The following is a 22,744-nucleotide window of genomic DNA, read 5'->3' as shown; positions in this document are numbered from 1 at the left end:
TTCAGTGAGTTGGCTTCAACTCGTTAGCTAAGTAGATCAGATTGTGCCTGAGCACTTTTACCTTCACCTACTTTCACTTCTAACGCATCAACACGTTGGAAACCACGAGGTAATTTCAGACCACGTCGCCCTCGCTCACCTTGGTATTCATTTAAGTCTTTTTGTGTGAAAGACATAAAGCGCTTACCAGAATGCGCTTGTAATAAGTCATCCGCTAACACACTTGCCATAGCAACCACATACTCTTCATGACTCGCGGCACGAGAGGCTTGAATGCTAATCATCTTATTACCCTTACCCTTCGCCATTTGAGGCAGAGAGTCGGCTTTAAAGGCAAGCATACGTCCTTCGTTAGAGGTCACGACGATATGAGAGTTAGCAGGGTCTGACACGCGTATAGGGCCAAGCACTTTCGCCGAAGTAGGCAAGGTTAAGGTTGCTTTACCTGCCTTATTCTTAGCATGAAGATCACCTAGCTTAGCAATAAAGCCATAACCGGCATCACTGGCAATAAGGTAGAAAGCACTGTCTGTATCAAGCATAGCCGCCACGATTGTGACATCTTTATCTAGGCTAATACGCCCTGTGATTGGTTCACCTTGTCCTCTCGCTGATGGCAAGGTATGCGCTTTAATTGAGTAGCTACGCCCATTAGAAGCTAATAGAACGAGTGTCTGATTACTGCGTCCTTTACAGGAAATGGAGAATTCATCCCCAGACTTGTAGTTAAGAGCTAACGGGTCAACATCATGACCTTTAGCAGAACGTATCCAACCTTGTTTAGAGATAACAACCGTGACAGGGTCATTAGACAATAAGTCTTCTTCGCTGAAAGCTTGAGATTCTTTACGCTCAACAATCGGTGTACGTCTTTCATCGCCATGGGCATCAATCGCTTCTTGGATCTCTTCACTGATGAGTTTTTTCAGTTTGCGATCTGAACCAAGTAGTGCTTCAAGTTGCTTACGCTCTTTTTCTAACTCGTCTTGTTCGCCTTTAATACGCATCTCTTCTAGTTTTGCTAGATGACGTAATTTCAGCTCTAAGATAGCTTCCGCTTGAATGTCTGTTAAACCAAAACGAGACATAAGCTCTGCCTTTGGTTTTTCTTCATTACGGATAATTTCAATCACTTCATCAATATTCAAAAAGGCAACTAATAAACCTTCAAGAATATGCAAACGATTAAGGACTTTATCTAATCTAAATTGAAGACGCTTACGTACTACATCGATTCTAAATTTAAGCCATTCGGTTAAAAATGCCTTTAGGCCTTTAACATGAGGCAAGCCGTCTAATCCGATAACATTCATGTTAACGCGATAAGATCGTTCAAGGTCTGTTGAAGCGAATAAGTGCGTCATAACAGCTTCCACATCAACCCTGTTTGATTTAGGCACGAGCACTAAACGTGTTGGGTTTTCATGGTCAGACTCATCACGTAAGTCCACTATCATAGGTAATTTTTTAGCCTGCATTTGCGCGGCTATCTGCTCTAGAATCTTCGAGCCAGAGGCGTAATGAGGTAATTCATTAATAACAATGTCACCCTCTTCCATCTCATAACGAGCGCGGGCTTTAATTTGGCCTTTACCTGTTTCATACAGCTTTTTGATATCGGCTTTTGGTGTTGTGATCTCACCACCAGTCGGATAATCAGGACCCTGTACGAAGTTCATCAAATCATCTAAATCCGCATTTGGATTATTGAGTAGATGAATACAAGCGTTACCCACTTCGGTGAGGTTGTGTGGCGGCACATCCGTTGCCATACCTACCGCAATACCTGTGGTACCGTTTAATAGTAGGTTAGGTAATCTTGCTGGTAATACTGACGGCTCTTTTAATGTGCCATCAAAGTTTGGAATCCAATCAACCGTACCTTGTGATACTTCACGTAATAACACATCGGCATATTTTGATAACCTAGATTCGGTATAACGCATAGCGGCGAATGATTTTGGATCATCCGGCGCGCCCCAGTTACCTTGACCATCGACCATAGGATAACGGTAAGAAAACGGCTGAGCCATTAGCACCATAGCTTCATAACAAGCACTATCACCATGTGGATGGAACTTACCTAGTACATCACCCACAGTACGTGCTGATTTTTTATATTTAGCCGTCGCTTTTAAACCCAGCTCGCTCATGGCATAGATGATGCGCCTTTGCACTGGCTTGAGTCCATCACCTATGTGGGGCAAAGCCCTGTCTAAGATGACGTACATGGAATAATTCAAATAGGCTTTTTCTGTGTATTCCTGCAGGGACAATGTTTCGTTCTGCTCGAAATTTGACAACTCGCTCAAGGATGATTTCCTTCTTACAAAATTTGGCCAGCACTTAGAATGAACTAAGTCTTTGCTTCCCTAAACTTAATTAGGATGAAAAATATGGGCTCTACTATAAAGAATTGCAGCTAATGCCCGCAACTTTATCGACCTTTAAATGCTAAATAAACGCCATGAGTTGATGAAATCTTTGCCCTCTGGTTAGATTTTCGTCATTTTTACCTTAACTCATTCATTAGCCAGCCAAATAGCAGAGATTTTTGGTTTGAAGAAAGGAAAAATAAGGCATAATAAATGCTATTAAAACAGTCTCTTTACTTTATGAAGGAAGTAAAATGAATTCAGCCGATCCATCCCAAGCCCCCTACCCAAGCCCGCAGCACGCGCTTGGCCAAGCGAGCAAAAGGCGGATCTTGTGTAACGAAAGTCATTTTAGAATCTATCATGAAAGTGTCATTCAAGATGAGCAACATAGTCGCTTTTACCATTTCCCCAATGATGCTTTTGTATTTCTTCTGGCTGGACGAGCTTACTTAAGTGATGCAGACGTTGGTACGGCGTTAAACCAATACCAAGGCGCTTGGATTAAGCCAAACCGCGCCCACAAGCTGGTGCTTTTATCTCCTTCGGTAGAGTTACTGATAGTGGCTTATCAAGGCAATTTAGCTCCTTGCGCTAACGAGCATTATCTGATGAATCAGAGCTCTAAAAGCAAAATCGAAAATAATGAAAGTATTAACCGACAAACCATCAGTCATATCGAAAGCTTAAGTATTGATCTTGAAACCTACCCAGAGAATGAAGCTGAGCATTTGCATTATCATAGGCAATCCAGACAGTTCATCATGTCACTAATGGGTGATTTCAACTTGCTGATAGATAAAAAAGAAGTGCTATTAGAAAAGTTTGATTGGGCTTTGGTAAATGAGAAACAAAGGCACAGGCTTAAAAACCTTAACCAAGGTACTAGCCAGTGCTTGAGTATTTATAGCCCACCACCAGCAAAAGACAGGGTGCTGGTGATTAAAAAGAAATAACGAATCGCAGCTACAGATAAACATTGCAAATCAAAACGACAAAATCGACGCCTAAACAAACCTTAAGAACGTAATACCTTTGCCGTGAGTATATGGTCTTCCCATTTACCCGCTATCTTCAAATACTTCTCTGCTCTGCCTTCTTCAACAAAACCTAAACGCTTTAAAACAGCCCCACTGGCTTGGTTTTTGGGCATATAATTCGCCATAAAACGACTGATGTTTTGTGTTTTATGCATGTACTCAATACCTGCTGAAATAGCTTCATGCATTAACCCTTTTTTCTGCTCGGCTTCGGCTAAGCTATAACCTAGGTAACAGGCTTGAAAAACACCTTGAACAAGATTGGAGAAGTTACAGTAACCTAAGATTTTCGTTTCTTCTGGGTTTAATAAAAAAAATGCAAAGGCTTGATGTTGAAGGAAGTCCTTTCGACACTGCTTAATTCTTTGAATGGAGGTTTCTAGTTCATAATAAGAGTCGTGCCTTGCGGGTTCCCACTCTTTAAAAAAAGTGCGATTCTGACACACATAATCATGTAATAGTGGCGCTTGATCGGGAGAAAGTATCTTTAATACCCCCCGCTCGGTTTTTATTTCAGGGAAACGAACGTGCACTATTTCATTATCAGGGGCAACAAAGCTTTTTTGCTCTCGCACTTCGACAATGCGAAGTTCATAGGCTTCAAACCAGAAATTCTCTCCAAGACTTTCGGCTCTTGTATACAAAGAGTGGGCTTGCCAAGCATGAATACTATCGACGTCTTGCCAATATGAAATGTAGATATTTTCTTCGTCTTGAGATTGTTCTGCACCTAAAAAACCCTTTTGTTGAGTCGCCACCTGCATCATTTTATCCATCATGATTTCAAATGCAGCATGCGCTGAATTCAGCCTTACTGTTAAAATAGCGGCATAATAAGGTAACTCAACAGATTCACTAAACATTAAGCGACTTCCTTTTTGGCACTTATAGCAAGAGGGTTTATTCCAGTGTGCCTAATTATTCCAAAATTCACAGATTTTTCTACGAAAGTTTTGAGTATCATCCTGCTTTAGCATACTTTGTCGACATTGCTTGGCTGTGTCAGACCCTATCTTTTCTTCAAATAAATTCACTATGGCGAGAATATAGTCAGCAGACATTTCTGGATGACCTTGAGTAGTCAGTACCTGTTGCTGATAACGGGTTACATAATAAGGGCAAAATTCACTTGCAGCCAAAACCTCAAAACCTGCTGGCATAGCTTCTACTTGGTCTTGATGAAAGCTTAACAACACTAAGTCATTATCTGCCTCATTGCTTTCTGATAACCATTGATTTTGGTAGTGCCCTATTCCCCATCCCTTATCAGATTTAGCCACATTACCACCTAGCGCCATAGCAATCGCCTGATGCCCAAAGCAGATACCAACAAGCTTTTTATTCGCTTTAAACACAGCACGAATAGTTTCGAACAAGGGTGCTAACCAAATATGATCTTCATAGACGCCATGCTTACTACCAGAGACAATAAAACCATCAAACTCATCAATATTAGGCAAATACGTGTCTTGGCTTTCTGGGTATAGATACACAGGAAACACGGTCAATTCATCGTCTTTATTTACTAAATGACGGAACATATCTTGATAGTGACCAAACTCATCATGCAGCTCTGCACTGATATCATCACACAGTAATAAGGCTATTTTCATACTCTTTCCTATGGTAAAACCTTTGCTAAATTTTCAATCATAAAGATTAAAGACAAATAAAATTCATTAAAAAAACGCGCAAAATCAGAAGTTTGTCTATAGTTAGAAGTGACAGGTAATTATGGCTTTTGATTTGGAACCATTACTATACTGCTACTGATGCTATAAGGCTCAGTTGGAGCATGTCCATCATTAGGACTCAATCAAAAGATTAGCAAAAGCGCAGTATCACTTGTAGGACTGTCAGGCAATTCAGTTTCTGTATTGCTATCAAATCGAATGCCGTTTCCCCCTTTAACGGTATTCTCTTAGTAGATTCTTAGCCCGTGTTTTGCACGGGCTCTTTTTTGCTTATCAGGCTTTTACCTCAGATAAGTAAAGCATGCTATCAAGCCCTTTAGTGCAAACCAATACCCACTAAGGGAGATACGAGGGCTTGGTTCTTTTAACTTATGCTAAGTTAGATAGGTATAACCACTTAATACCTTTTCACATCGAGCTAGCAAAGCGCCTTGCTCATCTTGATTGAGTTTACTTGATGCGATTTTTTCCTGATAACGCTCAAGCAACTCGTTCTCCTTATAACTTACGTACCTTAGTACGTCTTGTACCCTGTCACCCATAAGCACATGATCAAGTTTAAAACCTGTATCAGTAAGATAAACATCAACAGAACTAGTATCACCAAAAAGGTTATGTAAATCCCCCAAGGTTTCTTGATAAGCACCCACAAGGAAAAAGCCAAAAAGATAGTCTTCATTCTCTTTAGGTGGCGGAGGTAAAGGCAAGCTAGACTCTAAGCCTTGGCCATCCACATAACGATACAAACAGCCATCAGAATCACAGGTGATATCTTGTATTTTCCCTCTAAAAGAGGGGGCTTTATCTAACCCTTGTAAAGGCAGTACGGGGAAAACTTGATCTATCCCCCAAGCATCAGGCATGGACTGAAACACTGACAAGTTCACAAAGACCTTTTGCGCTAGCCTGTCGTTAAGTTCATCAATAATGGTTCTATGACCTCGGTTTCTATTATCTAGTCTTGGTAATAATAAACGACATGCTGCGGTAAAGAGGTTTTCTGCTTGCGCTCTTTGCATCAGTGCTAATTGGCCATGGTTATACAATGACAAGGCTTCGTTAAAGTCATCCCATAAATCATGGTAAAGCTCCACTAGAGAACGCTTATCTTGAGCCTTACCTTCCAATGCTTGTAACGATTCCCAAAGCCTCATGGTGACAGTTTGATCATCATCCTGCTCTGGCGCTTCGGTCACTAGAGGCTCTTCCCCATGAGAAAAGACATTCGTTATCATCATGGCATGATGCGCAGTCACAGCACGGCCTGATTCAGAAATTAAATTGGGGTGAGGTAAATCATGTAATTGGCAAATGTTATGAAAAGCGAAAACCACATTGTTCGCATATTCACTGATGCTGTAGTTAGCAGAATATGCACTTTGACACCTTGTGCCCTCGTAATCCACACCTAATCCGCCACCTACATCAACCCATTGCACTTTGGCACCTAGGCTATGCAGTTCGGCATAAAAACGAGCGCACTCTTTTAGGCTATTTTGAATATCACGGATACGGGTAATCTGAGACCCTAGATGGAAGTGAATTAACTCAAGGCAATCTAGCATGTCAGATTGGCGTAATGCTTCTATCGCGCGCATAAGCTGAGAGGTAGTTAAACCGAATTTAGACTTATCACCGCCACTATTATCCCAATGCGTTGTACAGGTTGAAGCAAGACGGATGCGAATACCGATTCTTGGTTTCACATTCAAGCGTTCTGCTTCTTCTAGAATCCAGCCAAGTTCATGCATCTTCTCCACCACAATAAACACTTTGTGGCCCATTTTCTCTGCCATAAGCGCAAGATGAATAAACTCTTTATCCTTATAACCGTTACAAACAATCACACCATCAGGACTTTGGTGCATGGCAAGAACGGCCATTAGCTCTGGCTTACTGCCCGCTTCTAAACCCACTGACAGCGGGTTATCTTTTTGAAAACCTGTTATTTCCTCAACAACACGCCGCTGTTGGTTTACCTTGATGGGATACACAATAGCGTAATCCCCTTGGTACTGGTAAAAATCAATCGCTTGATGGAATGAACTGGTAATTTTGCTAATACGAGAATGCAGAATATTGGGAAAACGAACTAAAGTAGGAAATGGAATATTCTGCTGCTGTAACTCAGCTGCCAACTTGGTTAAGTCAATATTTTGTTCCCTATCAGGGCGGGCTTCCACATTGCCACTTTCATTAATCGAAAAGAAACCACCACTCCAGTGATCTACATTGTAAAGTTCGATTGAGTCTTTGACAGACCAAGTTGTCATAGTGTCTCCTTCATACAGACACATCTGATAAGCAAAGGAAGTTATCAGAAAAATAGAAAAAAGGCCGACCTTATGGCAATAGCATAAGGTCAGCCTGTCTTAGAACTTATTATCTAATTAAGCGCTAGATTGCATCAATCACATACTGAGGCAGAGCAAAAGACGCTTGGTGAACCTCTGGTGTATAAAAACGTGTACTAAAGCCAGCCGCGTCAAAACGCTCTCTTATTGTCTTAGCATCAAGGCTTCTTAGGGCTTGGTTATCTGTAGCCCAAGCGAATGTCATTATGCCACCAACATAAGTCGGTACAGCCGCTGAATAAAAAGACTGATCAGCAAAATATGGTTTTAGTCTTTGTGCAGTCGTTGTGACTTCTTCAATTTGCATGAAGCTAACACCATTTTGTGCAACAAAAACACCGCCAGGTGTTAGACAACGTTTACAGCCTTCATAGAAACGTGAGCTAAACAGCACTTCACCAGGACCAATTGGATCAGTACAGTCAGAAATAATCACATCGTACTTCTCGTCAGTCTCATTCACATAATCAACGCCATCAGCAATAACTACTTTGGTTTTTTCATGCTCATAAGCCCCTGCTGAGTGGTTTGGTAGGTATTTGGTACACATATCCACTACAGCTTGGTCTATCTCAACCTGAGTCACTTGCTCTACACCTGGGTGACGTAATACTTCGCGAAGCATACCGCCATCACCACCACCAATAATCAATACTTTTTTAGCATTGCCATGGGCAAACATTGGCACGTGAGCCATCATTTCATGATAAATAAATTCATCACGTTCTGTTGTCTGAATAACACCGTCTAATGCCATAATACGACCAAACTGACTATTATTAAAAATCACTAAATGTTGGTGATCTGTATCGATTTCAAATAATACTTCATCAACTTCAAAGCTTTGTCCGTAGCCTGTATGTAGTGCTTCTGTTAATAATCGTTTCGTCATAATTTTCTCCTAACCTAGGTGCGAAAGACTAAAAGGCAGCAATATGCTACTTACTATCCATCTACCTATTCTTTTGGCAAATATAATTTCTAATGATGAAAAAAGGGAACCAAATGGCCCCCTTTTTTAAGTTTCTTTATGAAAGATTTTCTAGCATTTATATATCTAAAAAGTCTTTGCATAGCAAGATTTTTTACTAATGGAATAAATAATCTTAGGAAACATGTTCTCCATGTGCTTGCTTATCAGCATGGTAAGATGAACGTACTAATGGTCCACAAGCTGCATGTTTAAAGCCTAGCTCTTTAGCCACTTCTTCATAGCGAGCAAACTCTTCTGGTGGCACAAAGCGTGACATAGGGAAGTGATGCTTAGAAGGCTGTAGATACTGACCGATAGTCAACATATCAACATTGTGAGCGCGAAGGTCTTTCATTACTTGAACAATCTCTTCGAACTCTTCACCCATACCAACCATTAGGCCAGACTTAGTTGCAACATCTGGGCAACGGTCTTTAAATTTCTTAAGTAGATCAAGCGACCATTGGTAATCAGAACCAGGACGAACTTGACGGTACAAGCGTGGAATAGATTCTAGGTTATGGTTGAAAACATCAGGTGGCGCAAGCTCAAGAATGTCTAGGGCTTTGTCCATACGACCACGGAAGTCTGGTACCAGAGTTTCGATCTCAATATTTGGAGACTCTTTACGTGTTTCGTTGATGCAATCAATAAAGTGCTGAGCACCACCATCTTTCAAGTCATCACGGTCAACAGATGTAATAACCACATACTTAAGCTTCATATCACGAATAGCAGCAGCCAATTCTTTTGGCTCATCCGGGCTTAATGCATTTGGTCGACCGTGAGCGACATCACAAAATGGACAACGGCGTGTACAAATCTCGCCCATAATCATAAAGGTTGCTGTGCCGTTACTGAAACATTCGCCAAGGTTAGGGCAATTTGCTTCTTCGCACACAGACGCTAATTTATGGTCGCGAAGTGTTTTTTTGATACGGGCAATTTCTGGAGAAGCAGGCATTCTGACACGTAACCATTCTGGTTTACGTGGAATTTCTTCGGTAGGAATTACCTTTACAGGGATGCGTGCCATTTTTTCGGCACCACGTAGTTTTTCACCTTGTACAACGCGTTTTACTTGTGTAGTCATTTCTTAATTCCACCCTTGTTGGATAGTCGGACTTGGGTGTCCGAGCAGCTCAGCTAACTGATTCGCTAACTGAACGACAACGTGCGAAAACATCACATTGTTGTTGAGATGTTTCATATCTACCATTTGTAAGCCTTGGTAGCCACACGGATTAATACGGTCAAAAGGGGAAAGATCCATATCCACATTTAAAGCTAGTCCATGAAAGGAGCACCCTCGCCTTACTCTCAGCCCTAATGACGCTACTTTTCTTTCATTAACATAAACACCTGGAGCATCCGCTTTGGGATAGGCGTCAATATCATTTTCTTCGAGCGTATTTACCACAGAATTTTCTAATAGGGTAACTAGGTCGCGCACCCCTATTTGTGCACGTTTCAAGTCCACCATAACATAGGCAATTAATTGCCCTGGGCCATGGTAAGTAACTTGACCACCTCGATCAACTTGAACGACAGGGATATCACCGGGCGCGAGTAGATGCTCGGATTTACCTGCCTGACCTTGAGTAAAAATTTGAGGATGCTGTAACAACCAAATCTCGTCAGCCGCGCTTTTATCACGCGTCTGAGTAAATTCTTTCATTTTTTCCCATGTATCACTGTAATCAACAATGCCAAGGTCACGACAAATTAACTTCGGCATTAAATAACCATCTTCACAGCTGAATGTGCCATTAAGTCTTTATGTAACGCAGCCAGTTGAGTTTCACCTGTCGCTAAAATGCGGAAAGTAAAACTCACAAAGCGCGCTTTAGAAGAACGTTTCGCTGTAACAGAATCCGCTGTTATCTCTGGTGCATGTTTTTGCATGCACTCAGTTAGTTCTTCTAAAAGATTCTCACCATCCGTTGCGACTACTTTTACCATGTAATTCTCGCAAGGAAATTCAATTTTTACCGCCTCATCTGAGACATCGACAGCTTGTTTGCCATCGGTTTTAATCAGTGCCATAACGTTTTCTCAGTACTACTTAAAACAAGTTCATAAAGAACAGTTTTATACTATCTAATAGGCGTTTAAAGAATCCGCCTTCAGCAACATTCTCAAGAGCAACAACGTCTCTCTCTAAAATAATGCCATCATCACCTGTTACTACTATTTTACCTAACACATCACCAGCACTAATTGGTGCTTTAATTGTAGGAGAAATTTCTAATGTAGCAGGAATTGCATCTGCTTGACGTCTTGGAATTGTCACCAATACATCTTCTACGAAACCGATTTTAACAGTTTCAGCTGCGCCACCCCAGACTTTACTTTCGTTGATCACTTGACCACGACTATAAAGTTTACGTGTTTCATAATAACGGAAACCATAATTCAGCAGTTTCTGTGTCTCATTAGCACGGGCTTCACTGCTTTTTGTGCCCATAACAACAGAGATAAGACGCGTACCGTTTCTCACAGCAGAAGCCGCTAGACAGTAGCCTGCCGCCTCCGTATGCCCTGTTTTCAGGCCATCAACAGTCTTATCTCGCCATAACAGTTTGTTACGGTTTGGTTGACGAATATCGTTGTAAGTAAAGTATTTCTCTGAGTACATTGGGTAACTATCAGGGAACTGTACTATTTTAGCACGTGCTAATACAGCTAAATCATACGCACTCGAATAATGTCCTTCAGCCGGATAGCCTGTTGAGTTAACAAAATTAGAGTTATTCATGCCTAACAATTGAGCATGTTGATTCATCAAGTCAGCGAAAGCACCTTCACTACCTGCTATATGTTCAGCTACTGCAACACTCGCATCATTACCAGATTGAATAATAATACCGCGCATTAAATCTTCTAAACGAACCTTGGTGCCCTCTCGTATAAACATACGAGATCCTTCCATGCGCCAAGCTTTTTCACTCACTCTTACCATATCGTCTAATGCAATATTGCCGCGATTACGTTCATAATCGACAATATAAGCAGTCATTAGCTTGGTAAGACTTGCAGGTGGGTATTCTTTTTTGGAGTTCTGCTCAACCAGCACTTCACCTGTGTAAGCATCTAGCAAGATATAACTCGTTGCTGATAGCTGAGGCGGCGCAGGAATTAAAGTCGGAGCAGCATAAACAGATGTGACAAAACTCAACATCAGTGCGGCGAATAAAATAAATGGTCGTTTCATATCCAATTTTGTGCTTTCCAAAGAATGAAGTGCGAATGATACTAGAGGCCTTAATCAATCTCTAGCCTGAATCAACATTATGGTGTTAGATTTACTCTAACTGGTTTGCTAAACCCTTGATCGAGCAACTTATTGCTCCAAGTATTCATATCTTGTGCATTTGCAAACGGCCCTACCATTACTTTGAATAATGACCCTGTTTGCTCACTCACAAAAACACTAATACTGGTATCAAACTCTTCCAAAAGTTTTTGCTTTAATGCTTCTGCTGAAGCTAATTTACTATAAGCCCCCATTTGTAAATGGGTAAAGTTAGTTTCAGCTTTTACTTCTACCGGTGCCGAAATAGCCACTGGCGTTATTACCTTAGTTGTGACCTCAGGCGCTTGATAAGGTTCGCCTTTTTCTGGCGTAATTGCTTCTATCTTAACTCTTGCTAATCCCTTGGTATGGTAATCAAGTTTAACGGCAGCAGCATAAGATAAGTCTACAATTCTATCGCTATGGAATGGCCCTCTGTCATTAACCCTAACAATGACACTCTTATTATTATCAAGATTGGTAACTTTTAAGTAAGTTGGTAAAGGCAGGTTTTTATGGGCCGCTGAGTAATTAAACATGTCATAGGTTTCACCATTTGAGGTGGTATGACCATGAAACTTTTTACCGTACCAAGACGCTGTCCCTGTTTGCACAAAGCCTTTGGCAGAATCCATCACATTATAAGATTTACCCCAAACTTCATAAGGGTTCTTATTGCCACCACGACTTTTAGGCTCCCACTTTGGCGTAAGCTCAGGTAAAAGTTCAGTATTGACCGATTCAGTTGGTGCAGTATCTTGCAACTGAGTATAACGACCGCCTCCAGAAGCTTTGTCATACTCAGCTTGAGTCATATTTCGAGGAACAGATTTACTCTTACTAACGTTATTGTTCCAAACTGTTTGAGTATTACTACAACCGACTAAAAATAAGGTTACACCGGCTATAGTTAATATGGATTTCATTAAAGACGTATCTCCTTCGCTAACTCAAGCACGGCCATTGAATAGCGACGGCTTGGGTTATAACGCATGATGACAAAAAAGTTTTCGTCCGCTAACCAGTAGTTATACTTTTCATCACCCACTTGCAAACCAATTAGCCCAGTTTGCGCTTTTAATTTATTGATTTCTTTACCTATGCCAATGGCTTGCCATTCCAATAGGGATTTTTCAGGTTTTCTACCTTTATTTATCCACTCTTCCCATTGTTTTTTACTTGCCGCATTAGCAGATGTTGCCACGATAACCCCACGGCTATCCTGCCAGCCATGGTGACGCAAGTAGTTAGCTACACTGCCAATTGCATCAGGTACTGAGCCCCACAAATCCACTTTACCGTCCTTATCAAAGTCGACAGCAAGTTTACGATAATTGGAAGGCATAAACTGAGTCATACCTAGGGCTCCAGAGTAAGAACCTTTGGTATCCCCTATTTGCCATTGATTCTCTCTCACTAACAGAAGATAAGCTTCTAGCTCAGATTGAAAGTATTCAGCTCTTCTTGGGTAATCAAAAGCAAGTGTCGAAAGTGACGTAAAGACATCTCTTTTACCTGTGATGCGGCCATAGAAAGTTTCGACACCAATTAAGGCTGCAATAATTTCAGGGTTAACACCGTATTCTGCTTGTGCCTTTTTCAACCATTTTTGATTCGTCTTAATAAAGCGTTTGCCTTCACGAATTCGGCTCGATTCAACAAAACGCGTTCGATACTTGTAGTAAGGCGTCAGGACTTCGGGTTGGTTGTTAGATTTTGAGATGGTTTTTTTACGCGCTTGAATTTTGGCAAAGGCTGCTTGTAATAAAGCGCCGTCATATTTGTGGGTTGAGACCATCTTCTCAATGAATGCTTGTACATCAGGTTTTGCTGCATAGGATGTTTTAAAATCTTGGCTATTTTTATGCAGGTTATCACTGATATTTTTATGCTTAACTGTGTCTTGTGCTTCACCATCTAACAAAGCCAAGGTTTGCTCAGCAACTAAGGTGTTTTCTGTAACTGGCGCAGCAACTTGCGCCTGAAGACCGTCCTGTGAACACGCGGTCAACAAATAAGCCATACCAATAACTAATAAAGGTCTCATCATTTTCTCGCTCTTTTATGAGTGTGAATGGACATCAATATCCCGAACGTCGACATAATAGTAATAATGGATGTACCGCCATAACTCACTAAAGGTAATGGCACACCTACAACAGGTAATATGCCAGATACCATGCCTATATTAACGAAAATATAAACAAAGAAAGTTAAGGTTAAGCTACCTGCTAACAATCTAGCATAATTATCTTCAGCAAAAGCAGCGATATATAAGCCACGAGCAATAATCAATAAATATCCTGTTAGCAAAATTAAGCAACCAAACATGCCAAATTCTTCTGCCAGTACAGCAATAATAAAGTCAGTATGGCTTTCTGGTAAAAATTCTAATTGAGCCTGTGTGCCACTTAAAAAGCCTTTTCCTTCTAGGCCACCCGAACCAATAGCCGTCTTAGACTGAATAATATTCCAGCCTGAACCCAAAGGGTCACTCTCAGGGTTTAAGAAAGTCAGCACCCTTTGTTTTTGGTAGGCATGCATCACTTGCCACAAGAAAAAGCCTGCAATAGGTGCTGAAAGTGCTGCACCTAAAATATAACGCCAGCCCAACCCCGCTAAGAAAAGTGCAAAAATACCTGACACACCAACCAGTAGTGATGTTCCAAGGTCTGGCTGTCTAGCAATAACAAAAACAGGCACTGCGACCATGATAAGAACAATACTAATATGTTTGAATTTTGGTGGTAAATGACGATTAGAAAAATACCAAGCAACGGCCATAGGCATAACAACCTTCATTAGCTCTGAGGGCTGAAACCTGCCTATTCCTGGTATTTCTAGCCACCGCTGTGCACCTTTGGCCCCAACACCAAAGAACAACACCATGACAAGTAAACTGAATACGCCAAGGTATAATAAAGGAGACAAACGTCTTAAAAATTTAGGCGGTACCTGAGCCAAAAACAAGCAAGCAGCAAACCCTATAGATAAGCGTACAAACTGCCTTTCAACCATGGCGACATCCTGCCCAGAAGCAGAATAAAGTATGATAAGGCCACCACCTGCCACCAAGGCCAAGGATACAACAAGGAAAAAATCAATATGAAGGTCACGCCAGAATTTAGCGTTACTGAAGGCCCTTAGTTGAGCATAAAAGCCTTTATTCATTAGAGCCAACCTTTAAATAATTATACTTACGCGGATACTTACCTAGGATGTAAGCATCAAATAATTTTTTTGATAAATCTGCAGGTTTAGAGCTACTTCCACCATTTTCAAAAATCGCGAATATGGCAATATCAGGCTCTTTAGAAGGGGCAAAACCAATAAATAAAGCATGGTCATGGAGTTTTTTGGCTAGTTTATCTGCTTCATATTCTTCATCGTCTTGCAAACTAAATACTTGCCCTGTCCCTGTCTTACCAGCAATATCGTAACTTGTACCCTGTAAACGTCTGGCCGTACCCTGATCATCCGTGATAACTTTTTTCATGGAATTAACCATACGTTGCCAATCAGCTTCTCGTCTTAGGGTAATCCTCTTAGAAACCAGTTTATCTTCTGGCCATTCGATAACATCACCCGATACAGTTTTTGCCATACGTGGTGCTAGCCATTCGCCTCGATTAGCCAATGCCGTGGTCGCTGTTGCAATTTGCAGTGGTGTGGCAACCATAAATCCTTGTCCAATCCCCACATTGACAGAGTCACCTGGGTACCAAGGTTCGCCATATTTAGATTTTTTCCATTGGTTTGAGGGAAGCAAACCTGCATTTTCACCATACAGATCCAAGATATTCTTTTCACCATATCCAAACCTTGATAAGAAGCTATGGATAGGTGAAATTCCCATTTTGTGGGCAAGCTGATAATAGTAGGTATCAACCGACTCAATAATAGAGCGCTCTAGATTAATCCAACCATGGCCGCCTTTTTTCCAGTCACGATAACGTCTACCGTCAGGGTTAATCTGATAAGCACCAGAGGCATAATAACGTTCGGTCCAAGAGGAGAGTTTGTTTTCAAGCCCGGCTAATGCCATAAAAGGCTTAATGGTAGAGGCCGGCGGGTAACCACCTCTTAGAGCACGGTTAAACAAAGGAAGTTTCGGCGAATCTCTTAAAGCGCCATATTCTTTAACACTGATACCTCGTACAAACATATTGGCATCAAAACCAGGCTTACTAACAAAAGCTAATACACCACCTGTTTTAGGGTCCATAGCGATAACAGAGCCAGTATAATCACCTAACAAGTCATAGGCATACTGCTGGAGTCTGGCATCTAAATGTAACTGAATCGCTTTACCTGGTACTGGGTTTTGCCTTTCTACCTCAGACATAATACGTCCGCGGGCACTGACTTCTACCTTACTAAACCCAGGAAAGCCGTGCAGTTCTTCTTCATAAAAACGCTCGATACCAGATTTACCTAAAAACAAAGACCCTTGATATCTTTGCTTATCCAACTTTTCCAAGTCTTTAGAGTTGATACGACCCACATAACCAATGGCATGAGCAAAGGCTTCACCATAAGGGTAATAGCGAGTTAATTGAGCTTCGACTTGCACCCCTTCCCATTTGTAAAGATCAACTGAAAGTTTGGCCCAAGCTTTGTCAGTGAGGTGAGATTTTAAGGTAATAGATTGATAAGGGCGTCGGTAGGCTTTGCGCCTTTGGTTAAAGTCATCCCATTCTTCATCGGTAATTTCAATAACACCGGCCAGCTCTTCGCGAAAAGCATCCATATCTTTTACACGCTCAGGCACTATGGTCAAACTATGAATGGGCCGATTATCGGCTAGAACCAAGCCATTTCTGTCGTAAATCAGGCCTCTTGAAGGTGGCTCTGTTACCAGCTTTAAACGGTTTTGATCGGCTTTGGTTTGATAGCGTTCAAACTCAACAACCTGTAAATAAAATAGGCGACCAATTAAGACAGTTATTAATACCATTACAAAAATGGCAGCAAAAACAATTCGTCTCTGAGTGAGGGATTGCTCTAACTTATAATTACGGAAGTATTTTTGACCAGCATCCATACCGAGTTAATTACCTATGATATGGGTGATTATTCATAAGGGTCCAAGCTCGATAGATTTGCTCAGCCAAGATCACACGGACAATGGGGTGAGGCAAAGTTAACTTGGATAAAGACCACAATCTATCAGCACGTGCGCTACATCTTGGATCAAGTCCATCAGGGCCACCGACTAACAAACTAATATTATTGCCTTCCATACGCCAATTCTCAGATTGCTCTGCTAATTGCTCTGTCGACCACTCCTTACCCAAAACCTCCATTGCGATTACCCTGTCATTAGCTGGGATTGCATCTAACATAGCATCACCTTCTTTACGAATGGCCTTGGCTATATCGGTATTTTTCCCTCTTGGAGACATAGGTATTTCCACTAGCTCCAAACTAAAATCCTTTGGTAAACGCTTACTGTAATCAGTAAAACCGTCGGTAATCCATTTTGGCATTTTGGTGCCAACTGCAATGAGCTTTATTCTCATTTAATGACTTCACCTTATTTAAGCTGAATTAACATACAGCCTAATTTTGATCATGAGGTTTGGGTAATGCGAGTAATTCACTCACCTAAATTAGATGCTTTCTGGGGTAATATCCCACAATTTCTCTAAGTCATAAAAAGAACGAGCTTCTTCTGTCATGACATGAACAACAACATCATACAAATCAACTAAAACCCAATCGTTACCCATAGAACGGCCTTCAGAACCTAGAGGTTGTAGACCATTTTGCTTAAGTGTATCGATAACATTTTGCCCCAATGCATTTACATGACGTTTTGAGGTACCACTACAGATAACCATAAAGTCCATCATGTCAGTGTGTGACTTAACATTCAGCACAGTGATCTTGTCACCTTTAACATCTTTCAAGGCTTCAACGGCAAGCTCTAAAATTTGATCACTTGTGATTTGTGTATCGCTCATAAAATTCTGTATTCCTATTGATAAAGTGTGTGCTGGTCTATGTACGCATGTACGGATTCAGGCAATAAATAAGCAATCGACTTATTCTGCTCACATAATGTACGTATCATGCTTGATGAAATCCCTAATTCTGTCAGGGCTTCCATATGAATTTTGCCAGCGGGAGCGGATTGTAACTCAGCCGCCGTTTTAGCACGACTCTTTTCAATCAAGTCTTGCAAATCCAAAGTAAATTCTGGATGCCAACCTGGTCTTGAGACAACCAAAATATGAGCATAGTTCAAAATACTTTGCCACTTATGCCAACTAGGTAATGAAATAAAACTATCCATTCCCATCACCATAGTAATACAAGCATCCGGACCTAGCTCTTGTCTTAACTCGATTAGAGTATCTATGCTGTAACTTCGCCCTGTACGCTTAATTTCCCTATCATCCACCAACAAATCTGGATGTTGTTTAACAGCCAAAGAAACCATTTCTAATCTTTGCTTGGCGGTAATAGAAGGATGGGATTTATGCACAGGAATAAAACAAGGGACTAAACGTAATTCAGTAAAATGAAAGCGGTCGACTATGTCGACCGCAATTCGTAAATGGCCATTATGAATAGGGTCAAATGTCCCTCCCATTATAGCCACACTTACTTTTTCATTTGTACTCTTTTTCTCGGTATTAGATTCTGCCAACTTAATTATCTCTTGTATGGCCGTCACCTAACACAACATATTTTTGGCTAGTCAAACCATTTAAACCAACTGGTCCACGAGCATGAATTTTATCGGTAGAAATACCGATTTCAGCCCCAAGACCATATTCAAAGCCATCAGCAAATGCAGTTGACGCATTGACCATGACAGAAGAAGAGTCAACCTCTGTCATAAAGATACGCGTCTTAGAATAGTTTTGAGACACAATGGCATCAGAATGATGCGATCCATATTTGTTAATATGTTCAATAGCGTTATCCATATCATCAACTAATTTAATTGATAGTTTTGGACCATGATATTCTGTGTACCAATCCTCTTCAGTGGCATCACCGACACCAGAAAGCAAAGCTTGAGTAGCGTCACAACCAACCAGTTCAACCCCTTTTTCAGTGTAGATACCTGCTAATTGAGGTAAAACAGATTGTGCGATGTCTTTATGAACCAATAGGGATTCCATGGCATTACACACACCATAACGACGTGTTTTCGCGTTCACAGCTATGTTAATCGCCTTTTCGATATCCGCTTCATTATCAATATAGACATGACAGTTACCATCAAGGTGCTTAATCACTGGTACACGAGCATCATTTGAAATACGTTCAATTAGCCCTTTGCCACCACGAGGTACAATCACATCTACATAATCTGGCATGGTAATCAACTCACCCACTGCCGCTCTGTCTGTGGTATTAATCACTTGAACGGCATGCTCAGGCAGACCTGCAACTTTCAGTCCTTCAACAACCGCTTTAGCGATCGCTTGGTTAGAATAGTAAGCTTCACTGCCACCACGTAGAATTGTCGCGTTGCCCGATTTAAGGCACAAGCTTGCAGCATCTATGGTCACATTAGGACGTGATTCATAAATAATACCCACAACACCTAATGGCACACGCATTTTTCCGATTTGGATACCAGAAGGACGGTAAGCCATATCAGTAATTTCACCAACAGGGTCAAGTAAACCTGCAACCTGACGCAAGCCCTCTATCATGCCATCAATACGCGCTTCGGTAAGCGCTAGACGATCCAACAAAGCATCATCTAAGCCATTGTTTTTTCCGTTCTCTAGATCTTTGGCATTTTCAGCTAACAGTTGAGGTCGTGCCAGATCCAAAGCATTCGCCATAGCATTTAAGGCTGCGTTCTTATCTTGTGTAGACGCGCGTGCTAGTTTCCTTGAAGCCGCTCGGGCTTGTTGGCCAACTTGGATCATGTAATCTTTGACAGTCATCTTCTTATCTCAAACTAATTAACTAAAAATGAAAATTCAATCGACAAGCCTAGGTTACCTAGACGTGTAAAAGGTATACTAACAAAATTCTCAGGTGAATTACTGCCCATCCGCTTATTTTTCGAGGATTATTTTGTCTCTCAGCGCTCAAACAAATCATCAAGCTTTTCAATTAACTAGCATAGGAATCGTACATTCTTGTTATCAACAAAAATTCGGCATCCCAAGACAGCCCGGATTAGTAACAGAAGCCACCGCTAGAATTGAATTATTACCGCCATTTAACCGACTTGATGTTCTTGACGGCCTTGAAGACTTCTCACATATTTGGGTTCACTTTATCTTCCATGCCTGCATTCAAGATGGCTGGAAAGCAAAAATCCGCCCACCTCGTCTTGGTGGTAAAACTAAGATGGGGGTATTTGCTACAAGAGCAACCCATAGACCCAATCCCGTTGGTTTATCTGTTATAAAATTGGGGAAGATTTACCAGGAAGGAAAAAAAGTTTTTATCGACTTACATGGTGCTGACTTATTAGATGGCACGCCAGTGATAGATATTAAGCCATACTTACCTTATGCCGATATTATAGAAGAGGCCAAAGGTGGCTTTGCACCTATATCCACTGTGACACGCCCCGTTGTTTTCAGTGAACAAGCTGAACAGGATTGTCAAAGCTATACTCTAGATACGGGGCGAAACATTCGTGATTTAATTGAGCAAATTGTTAGCCAAGACCCTAGACCCGCTTACCTGACTGAAGAGACAGACAGAGAGCATGGCATGCAACTTTGGGATATCAACATTAAGTGGCAAGCTAAGACTGATCATTTTGAAATTTTACGTTTAGAAGCGGCCACTTCTTTATAAGTGGCCATTAGGTGAGATTATGAATAAGAAAGCCTTTTTAAAAGCCTACCAAACGATTAATAAACTAGCTGAGCCTAAAGCACAGGTACCAACTGAACCTGAATACCAGTCTGACCTCTATAAGAGTGCAGAAGATGAAGCGCTTATCAAAGAATACCACTTTGCAAAATTCAAAAAGAATTTAGCTCAAGCCCAAGGCCACCCAGAGCTTCAGTCTCTTATTAATAAAGAAGACTGGAGTGAGGAAGACACTAAAAAACTATTAGCTATGTTGCGCTAAGTTCAGTAGTTTATTTAAACTCGGTAGTCCTCTCTCGACTTATCACCAAGGCTTTAGTTTTTTCAAACTCTTCATCTAAAATAAGCTGCCCTATTCCACTTTGATTATAAAGCACGCTTTTACATCCTGTTTCAGGTTTGCGCCAACGCACAGACATTCTTCGCCTTTGTGTCAGTAAATTTAACGGCGAAGCACTAGAAAACAACACACGATTCAAAGTATCAAAACAGTTTAACAACTTCGCTGGGAAGTTATTTTTTATACCACTTGTCGTAACTTGCAAAATTTGTGGGCCATGCTTTCTAAAACGTATTTTGATTTGATAAACAAACGAGTAATGCACATCACCCGATAAAATTATAAAGTTTGGTGGTGTTTTTTTATGCCTAAAAATATTTAACATCACATTGGCAGATCCTGGATGCGCCATCCAGTTTTCAGCATCGACCATTAAAGGTCGGCCAACAAAAGTAAATATTTTCTGGATTACTTCTATCAGCTTCACACCAAATACAGGTGCAGGTGACACCAAAATAACCTCAGGTTCATTAATTAGCTCTTGCTGCATTTCTATAAGCGCTTCCCAATCCATCAAACCAGAGGGTTTATTCGCTTTGGATTCAGAACGCCACCTTTGAGTTCTGGTGTCTAAGACAAGAATTTTAGGCGAAGTCGCTAAACTATAATGCCACTTATTCCAATCTAAGATACGATCAACTAACTCATCTTGCTGACTAAACCCATCTTGCCCAAAATAAAGAGACACATCATTTTGCAATTCCTCAAACCGGTTTGGCTGATTCCCCCACCCCTGACAAAGCCAATATGCAATCAAGCTATTACCAATTACACGACGACCTAATGGATTTGAATAAATAGCCTCTTCCCACGCTCTCGTTAGATTCCAGTCATCAGTGACATCATGATCGTCAAAAATCATATAAACAGGTAAATGCGCCATTAGTCTTTGTACTTTAGTTAAGCCAAGTACAAACTCTTTTAACGCCTTAAATTGAGATTGGTAAGTATCTTGATGCTCTTTGGGGATGCGAGCTAATCCAAGCTCACAATCCACCAATTGCCAACAACTTGGCGACCAAACCAATAAATACATGGCAAGCATTTCGGATAAGCTGATTAAGTGGTTTTCAGCAGAGTCTGAACTAAATATGGGTTGCTCACCCTTAATATTAAAGCTAGTAAACTGGCAGTTTGGTAAGAGTTTTTTACGCCCATAATAGGTATAAGCATGCGCGATAAGTGTTTGGCTATCTGGTACCAGTTCATTTTCGATATTCTCATCATATAAACCCAACCTGCCTATTAACTGATGTATAGCCACTAAAGTTGGTCCAGCAACATCATCAGCATAAATTTGATCACCAGAGAAGATCATCAAAGCAGGACGACTTACCGCATCAAGATGCGCTTTTGACAAGACTTGATCAGCGGCTAATAAACCGTCTTCACTTGCATGATGAGGCTTACGACAAGAGCCATGCAAAATATTATCAGCACGTGATTTAATCATGAACCCTGGTTTTTCTTGATCAAGATAACAAAGCTCTGGAATGAGTTTAGTTATCTCTTCTCCATTAACCTTCAACTGATATTGGATAAGCACATCTTGTTCTAATGGCTTACTAGGTGAATAGTGTATTAATTGAATAAAGCAATGCTCACCAACCTGTATCTCTTGCTGATAGCCGTCAAGCTGCAGAATATCAAAACATTGATCGCTCTCATCATAAAGAGATAGCTCAAATCTAGCTGAACAACTTGTTACCAGCCAAAACGTTAGCTCATCACTGGAAATATGTCGTAAAACAGGTCCTGCTAACACCATGGGTAAAGTCATCTCACCCTTCCCTAGAACATCTACCACAGAACCTCTCTTTTAATCTCAATAAAAACCACTTATTCGAACATTATACCCAGCAATAAAA

General features: G+C 41.0%; 21 protein-coding genes. 3 read left to right on the top strand and 18 right to left on the bottom strand.

The features are described 5' to 3' along the window. Positions 1 to 23: 23 nt before the first annotated feature. The gene (gene parC / locus TW85_RS07085) at positions 24 to 2,312 is read right to left on the bottom strand and encodes a DNA topoisomerase IV subunit A (protein WP_046016409.1); all 2,289 of its coding nucleotides are present in this window, start codon (positions 2,310 to 2,312) and stop codon (positions 24 to 26) included. Between the two features lie 317 nt (positions 2,313 to 2,629). Here parC and TW85_RS07080 point away from each other — a divergent pair, with 317 nt between their 5' ends. Then, the gene (locus TW85_RS07080) at positions 2,630 to 3,331 is read left to right on the top strand and encodes a cupin domain-containing protein (protein ID WP_046016408.1); all 702 of its coding nucleotides are present in this window, start codon (positions 2,630 to 2,632) and stop codon (positions 3,329 to 3,331) included. A gap of 62 nt (positions 3,332 to 3,393) precedes the next feature. Here the strand turns inward: TW85_RS07080 and TW85_RS07075 are convergent, their stop codons facing one another. The 16 genes from TW85_RS07075 to TW85_RS07000 form a co-directional block, all read right to left on the bottom strand. Next, positions 3,394 to 4,278 carry a GNAT family N-acetyltransferase gene (locus tag TW85_RS07075; RefSeq protein WP_052701977.1) on the bottom strand — a complete coding sequence of 295 codons (885 nt, stop codon included), beginning with the start codon at positions 4,276 to 4,278 and terminating at the stop codon, positions 3,394 to 3,396. A 51-nt stretch (positions 4,279 to 4,329) separates the two neighbouring features. Beyond that, positions 4,330 to 5,028, bottom strand: a complete 699-nt coding sequence (locus TW85_RS07070) for a type 1 glutamine amidotransferase (protein ID WP_046016407.1) — start codon at positions 5,026 to 5,028, stop codon at positions 4,330 to 4,332. A 455-nt stretch (positions 5,029 to 5,483) separates the two neighbouring features. Further along, the gene (speA, locus tag TW85_RS07065) at positions 5,484 to 7,382 is read right to left on the bottom strand and encodes a biosynthetic arginine decarboxylase (RefSeq protein WP_046016406.1); all 1,899 of its coding nucleotides are present in this window, start codon (positions 7,380 to 7,382) and stop codon (positions 5,484 to 5,486) included. 124 nt (positions 7,383 to 7,506) lie between these two features. Next, on the bottom strand, positions 7,507 to 8,355 hold the full coding sequence (gene speE / locus TW85_RS07060) for a polyamine aminopropyltransferase (protein WP_046016405.1): 849 nt from the start codon (positions 8,353 to 8,355) through the stop codon (positions 7,507 to 7,509). A gap of 214 nt (positions 8,356 to 8,569) precedes the next feature. Beyond that, on the bottom strand, positions 8,570 to 9,529 hold the full coding sequence (gene lipA, locus TW85_RS07055; protein ID WP_046016404.1) for a lipoyl synthase: 960 nt from the start codon (positions 9,527 to 9,529) through the stop codon (positions 8,570 to 8,572). Positions 9,530 to 9,532: 3 nt separating this feature from the next. Beyond that, entirely contained in the window at positions 9,533 to 10,174 is a 642-nt protein-coding gene (gene lipB, locus TW85_RS07050; protein WP_046016403.1) for a lipoyl(octanoyl) transferase LipB, read from the bottom strand. Further along, a complete protein-coding gene (locus TW85_RS07045) occupies positions 10,174 to 10,482 on the bottom strand; it encodes a DUF493 domain-containing protein (RefSeq protein WP_046016402.1) in 309 nt (102 codons plus the stop codon). The genes lipB and TW85_RS07045 overlap by 1 nt, the downstream gene beginning before the upstream one ends. A 19-nt stretch (positions 10,483 to 10,501) precedes the next feature. Continuing rightward, on the bottom strand, positions 10,502 to 11,650 hold the full coding sequence (locus tag TW85_RS07040; RefSeq protein ID WP_046016401.1) for a D-alanyl-D-alanine carboxypeptidase family protein: 1,149 nt from the start codon (positions 11,648 to 11,650) through the stop codon (positions 10,502 to 10,504). A gap of 77 nt (positions 11,651 to 11,727) precedes the next feature. Next, positions 11,728 to 12,657, bottom strand: coding sequence for a septal ring lytic transglycosylase RlpA family protein (locus tag TW85_RS07035; RefSeq protein ID WP_046016400.1), 930 nt, complete (start codon positions 12,655 to 12,657; stop codon positions 11,728 to 11,730). Then, positions 12,657 to 13,781, bottom strand: coding sequence for a lytic murein transglycosylase B (mltB, locus tag TW85_RS07030; RefSeq protein WP_052701975.1), 1,125 nt, complete (start codon positions 13,779 to 13,781; stop codon positions 12,657 to 12,659). The genes TW85_RS07035 and mltB overlap by 1 nt, the downstream gene beginning before the upstream one ends. Further along, positions 13,778 to 14,902: a rod shape-determining protein RodA gene (rodA, locus tag TW85_RS07025; protein WP_046016399.1), complete on the bottom strand. Its 1,125-nt coding sequence runs from the start codon at positions 14,900 to 14,902 to the stop codon at positions 13,778 to 13,780. Before rodA ends, mltB begins: the two co-directional genes overlap by 4 nt. After that, entirely contained in the window at positions 14,895 to 16,775 is a 1,881-nt protein-coding gene (gene mrdA, locus TW85_RS07020) for a penicillin-binding protein 2 (protein ID WP_046016398.1), read from the bottom strand. Before mrdA ends, rodA begins: the two co-directional genes overlap by 8 nt. A 10-nt stretch (positions 16,776 to 16,785) precedes the next feature. Next, positions 16,786 to 17,253, bottom strand: coding sequence for a 23S rRNA (pseudouridine(1915)-N(3))-methyltransferase RlmH (gene rlmH / locus TW85_RS07015; RefSeq protein ID WP_009831869.1), 468 nt, complete (start codon positions 17,251 to 17,253; stop codon positions 16,786 to 16,788). 90 nt (positions 17,254 to 17,343) lie between these two features. Further along, positions 17,344 to 17,697, bottom strand: a complete 354-nt coding sequence (rsfS, locus tag TW85_RS07010) for a ribosome silencing factor (protein ID WP_046016397.1) — start codon at positions 17,695 to 17,697, stop codon at positions 17,344 to 17,346. A gap of 14 nt (positions 17,698 to 17,711) precedes the next feature. Further along, positions 17,712 to 18,386 (bottom strand): nicotinate-nucleotide adenylyltransferase, encoded by a 675-nt coding sequence (gene nadD, locus TW85_RS07005; protein WP_084616171.1) that lies wholly within the window; start codon positions 18,384 to 18,386, stop codon positions 17,712 to 17,714. A 1-nt stretch (position 18,387) separates the two neighbouring features. Continuing rightward, entirely contained in the window at positions 18,388 to 19,647 is a 1,260-nt protein-coding gene (locus TW85_RS07000; RefSeq protein WP_046016396.1) for a glutamate-5-semialdehyde dehydrogenase, read from the bottom strand. A 133-nt stretch (positions 19,648 to 19,780) separates the two neighbouring features. Between TW85_RS07000 and tsaA the strand changes: the two genes are divergently transcribed. Further along, positions 19,781 to 20,518, top strand: a complete 738-nt coding sequence (gene tsaA / locus TW85_RS06995) for a tRNA (N6-threonylcarbamoyladenosine(37)-N6)-methyltransferase TrmO (protein WP_046016395.1) — start codon at positions 19,781 to 19,783, stop codon at positions 20,516 to 20,518. A 19-nt stretch (positions 20,519 to 20,537) separates the two neighbouring features. Beyond that, positions 20,538 to 20,798, top strand: coding sequence for a hypothetical protein (locus tag TW85_RS06990; RefSeq protein WP_046016394.1), 261 nt, complete (start codon positions 20,538 to 20,540; stop codon positions 20,796 to 20,798). 10 nt (positions 20,799 to 20,808) lie between these two features. Here TW85_RS06990 and TW85_RS06985 read toward each other — a convergent pair whose 3' ends face one another. Next, a complete protein-coding gene (locus TW85_RS06985) occupies positions 20,809 to 22,683 on the bottom strand; it encodes an alkaline phosphatase D family protein (protein ID WP_238326179.1) in 1,875 nt (624 codons plus the stop codon). Positions 22,684 to 22,744: the final 61 nt, after the last annotated feature.

It is taken from the genome of Marinomonas sp. S3726 (assembly GCF_000967665.1).
Lineage (GTDB): Bacteria > Pseudomonadota > Gammaproteobacteria > Pseudomonadales > Marinomonadaceae > Marinomonas.
The sequence above is the reverse complement of the archived record's forward strand: the minus strand, read 5'-3'. Positions and strand labels throughout refer to the sequence as shown.

Coding starts and splice junctions, on each gene's coding strand:
- TW85_RS07080 (WP_046016408.1), top strand. CDS start 2,630: ATGAATTCAGCCGATCCATCCCAAGCCCCCTACCCAAGCCCGCAGCAC.
- TW85_RS07075 (WP_052701977.1), bottom strand. CDS start 4,278: ATGTTTAGTGAATCTGTTGAGTTACCTTATTATGCCGCTATTTTAACA.
- TW85_RS07070 (WP_046016407.1), bottom strand. CDS start 5,028: ATGAAAATAGCCTTATTACTGTGTGATGATATCAGTGCAGAGCTGCAT.
- speA (WP_046016406.1), bottom strand. CDS start 7,382: ATGACAACTTGGTCTGTCAAAGACTCAATCGAACTTTACAATGTAGAT.
- speE (WP_046016405.1), bottom strand. CDS start 8,355: ATGACGAAACGATTATTAACAGAAGCACTACATACAGGCTACGGACAA.
- lipA (WP_046016404.1), bottom strand. CDS start 9,529: ATGACTACACAAGTAAAACGCGTTGTACAAGGTGAAAAACTACGTGGT.
- lipB (WP_046016403.1), bottom strand. CDS start 10,174: ATGCCGAAGTTAATTTGTCGTGACCTTGGCATTGTTGATTACAGTGAT.
- TW85_RS07045 (WP_046016402.1), bottom strand. CDS start 10,482: ATGGCACTGATTAAAACCGATGGCAAACAAGCTGTCGATGTCTCAGAT.
- TW85_RS07040 (WP_046016401.1), bottom strand. CDS start 11,650: ATGAAACGACCATTTATTTTATTCGCCGCACTGATGTTGAGTTTTGTC.
- TW85_RS07035 (WP_046016400.1), bottom strand. CDS start 12,657: ATGAAATCCATATTAACTATAGCCGGTGTAACCTTATTTTTAGTCGGT.
- mltB (WP_052701975.1), bottom strand. CDS start 13,781: ATGATGAGACCTTTATTAGTTATTGGTATGGCTTATTTGTTGACCGCG.
- rodA (WP_046016399.1), bottom strand. CDS start 14,902: ATGAATAAAGGCTTTTATGCTCAACTAAGGGCCTTCAGTAACGCTAAA.
- mrdA (WP_046016398.1), bottom strand. CDS start 16,775: ATGGATGCTGGTCAAAAATACTTCCGTAATTATAAGTTAGAGCAATCC.
- rlmH (WP_009831869.1), bottom strand. CDS start 17,253: ATGAGAATAAAGCTCATTGCAGTTGGCACCAAAATGCCAAAATGGATT.
- rsfS (WP_046016397.1), bottom strand. CDS start 17,697: ATGAGCGATACACAAATCACAAGTGATCAAATTTTAGAGCTTGCCGTT.
- TW85_RS07000 (WP_046016396.1), bottom strand. CDS start 19,647: ATGACTGTCAAAGATTACATGATCCAAGTTGGCCAACAAGCCCGAGCG.
- TW85_RS06990 (WP_046016394.1), top strand. CDS start 20,538: ATGAATAAGAAAGCCTTTTTAAAAGCCTACCAAACGATTAATAAACTA.